At 63.8% G+C, this 2,509-nt stretch carries 1 protein-coding gene and 3 pseudogenes; all 4 read right to left on the reverse strand.

What is annotated here, in order from left to right; translation table 11 throughout:
- Positions 1–16: 16 nt before the first annotated feature.
- Positions 17–320, reverse strand: a pseudogene (locus VIR09_RS26280) (XF1762 family protein); the annotation flags it as partial.
- A gap of 141 nt (positions 321–461) precedes the next feature.
- Positions 462–764: pseudogene (locus VIR09_RS26285) on the reverse strand (DUF3085 domain-containing protein); the annotation flags it as partial.
- 27 nt (positions 765–791) lie between these two features.
- Positions 792–2,287: pseudogene (locus tag VIR09_RS26290) on the reverse strand (Tn3 family transposase).
- 2 nt (positions 2,288–2,289) lie between these two features.
- Positions 2,290–2,509, reverse strand: a 220-nt coding sequence (locus VIR09_RS26295; RefSeq protein ID WP_332015531.1) for a helix-turn-helix domain-containing protein, incomplete at its 5' end; no start/stop codon positions are given.

Below are 2,509 nucleotides of genomic sequence, written 5' to 3' on the forward strand. Positions count from 1 at the left end.
CGGGCATGGTGTAGGTGAGCAGGCGTATGTAGCCCAGCGCCCTTGCCGCCTGCCAGGCCGCGCCGTAGAGCTTGCTGCAGGCGCTGGGTGTGCCGTCGGTGCACAGCCGCGTGACTTCCAGCGTCCAGGTGCCGCGCGACCGGGCGGCCGACAATGGCCACGCCGTGGATCAGGTCGCTGTCGCTCAGCGTGACGGCCAGGGCGAACTTCGCGCCCTGGACCGGGCGGTGGTGGCGATGGTGCGACAGAACGAATGCATTGGCCGTGCGCAGCGACACCGGTAGGAGGTGCAGCCTCGGCGAGGTCGATGGCGTGTTCATGCGGTTGTCTCCGGTGGCATGCCGGCGTTGTGGCCGGCGGGGCGTGCCTCGGCGGCTGGAGACAAACGCGCACGCGCGGCGATGGCGGCGGTGCGAACAAAAGAAGGCCCCCGATGCGGGGGCTGCGAGGCGGTTGCCGCGTCAGGCGGGAGGCACCACTGCTAAGGACAGGTGCGTGGCGGTGGCGGAAAGCACGAGATCGTCCGCCGAGTGCTGGAGGCGCGTGAACAGGCCGTCCTTCGGGTCGAAATACTCCGCGAAGTCATCGCCGCCCAGCTCGCGGCCGGCGAGGTGCCACCAGTCATCGAACGGGTCGGTGTCCGGGTTGCATCCGACGGCGTAGGCGAGCAGTGCCTGGCGCCCATCCGGGCGACGCTCCCCACGCTCGGCGAGGAAGTACACGCCCTGATCCTTGACCAGGACAATGCGGCACTGATTGGGGACGTCTCAGAAAACGGAAAAAATCGTACGCTAAGCCGGTTGCAGCGGTCGTAGCGGCCTGAACTTGCCCGCGCCGATCTTGGCGCTGCTGCGCCAGAGGTAATCGCCGGTCAGGTTGATGTGCTCCCAGCCCAGCGGCGACAGGTACTGCAACAGGGCGTCATCGACAGTCTGGCCGTGACCGCGTAAGGCGTTTGAGGCCCGTTCCAGATAGACCGTGTTCCACAACACTATGGCCGCCGTCACCAGGTTGAGGCCGCTGGCCCGGTAGCGCTGCTGCTCGAAACTGCGGTCGCGGATTTCGCCCAGCCGGTTGAAGAACACGGCGCGGGCTAGCGCGTTGCGGGCTTCGCCCTTGTTCAGTCCGGCATGCACGCGGCGGCGCAGCTCGACGCTTTGCAGCCAGTCCAGGATGAACAGCGTTCGCTCGATGCGGCCCAGCTCGCGCAGCGCCACGGCCAGGCCGTTCTGGCGCGGGTAGCTGCCGAGTTTCCTGAGCATCAGCGAGGCCGTCACCGTGCCCTGCTTGATCGAGGTGGCCAGCCGCACCTTGGCGTTGATCGCCTTGCCGGACGCCTGGAACTGCTGCTGATGCTTGTGCTTGGCAGCGTTGAACAGCTTGCCCAGGATGCGGTCGTGCAGGTCGATGATTTCGTCGGTGACGGTGGCCATGCCCTCGATGGCGAGCGCACCAGGGTCGCGTAGCGGCGCTGTGCCTCGAACTTGGCCAGATCGGCGGGCGTCATCTGGCCGCCTTCGCGGGCGATCTTGAGCAAGCGGTTTTGGTGTACCTGCCGTTCGATGCCAGCAGGTAGGTCAAGCGCCTGCCAGGCTTTGAGGCGTTCGATGTGTTCAAGCATGTGGCGCGAGTTCGGCTTGGCGGGCGATTGGCGCAGCCACGCTAGCCACGTCATTTTGCTACCATCCTTGCGCTTGAGCAGTTCGTCCAGGCGCTGGCGATAGACAGGTATCAAGGAATCGGCCAATGCCGCATGGATGCTCCGGTTGGCACGGGTAATGGCCTCGGCGCTTGCGCGCTCGATGGCATTCATGGCGGGTAGGATGATGCTCTGCCGCCGCAGGTTTTCAACAAGGGTGCTGGCCAGCACAATGCCTTTGTCTGTTTGCAAGGCCAGTTCGGTCAATGTATGCACGGCTTGCCGGTAATGACTCATGGTGAAGGGCTTGAATCCAAACACCGTTTGCAGCTCGACCAAGTGCTCCCGCCGTGTCTGCTCGCGCTGGCCGTAATGGTTCCAGCTTTCCACCGGCACCTTGAGTTGTGCGGCCACCATGCGCAGCAGGGGCAGAAATGGAGGATCATCGACGCCCAAGAAGATGCCAGGGAATCGCAAGTAGCAAAGCTGCACGGCGAAGCCCAATCGATTCGCGGCGCCGCGACGCTGACGGATCACCGACAGGTCGGTTTCGTTGAACGTGTAGTGCCGTATCAGTTCGTCTTTGACATCTGGCAGTGCCAGCAGACTTTCGCGCTCGGTGGCGGACAGGATTGAGCGGCGTGGCATGGTCAGTCTTCCCGCAGGTACTGGTACAAGGTTTCGCGGCTGATGCCGAAGTCACGGGCCACCAAGGTTTTCTGGTCGCCTGCTGTCACTTTCAGAAGGCGACAGCACGAAATATCAAAAGTCGACCGCACGGTCTTTTCTGACGTTGGAGTCGCCTCAGAAAACGGAAAATAAAGCACGCTAAGGCGTAGTTCCCTCGGGCTACACCGCGTCCGCACTGCG

Origin of the sequence: Achromobacter sp. (genome assembly GCF_036567245.1) — a bacterium.
GTDB lineage: Bacteria > Pseudomonadota > Gammaproteobacteria > Burkholderiales > Burkholderiaceae_B > Achromobacter.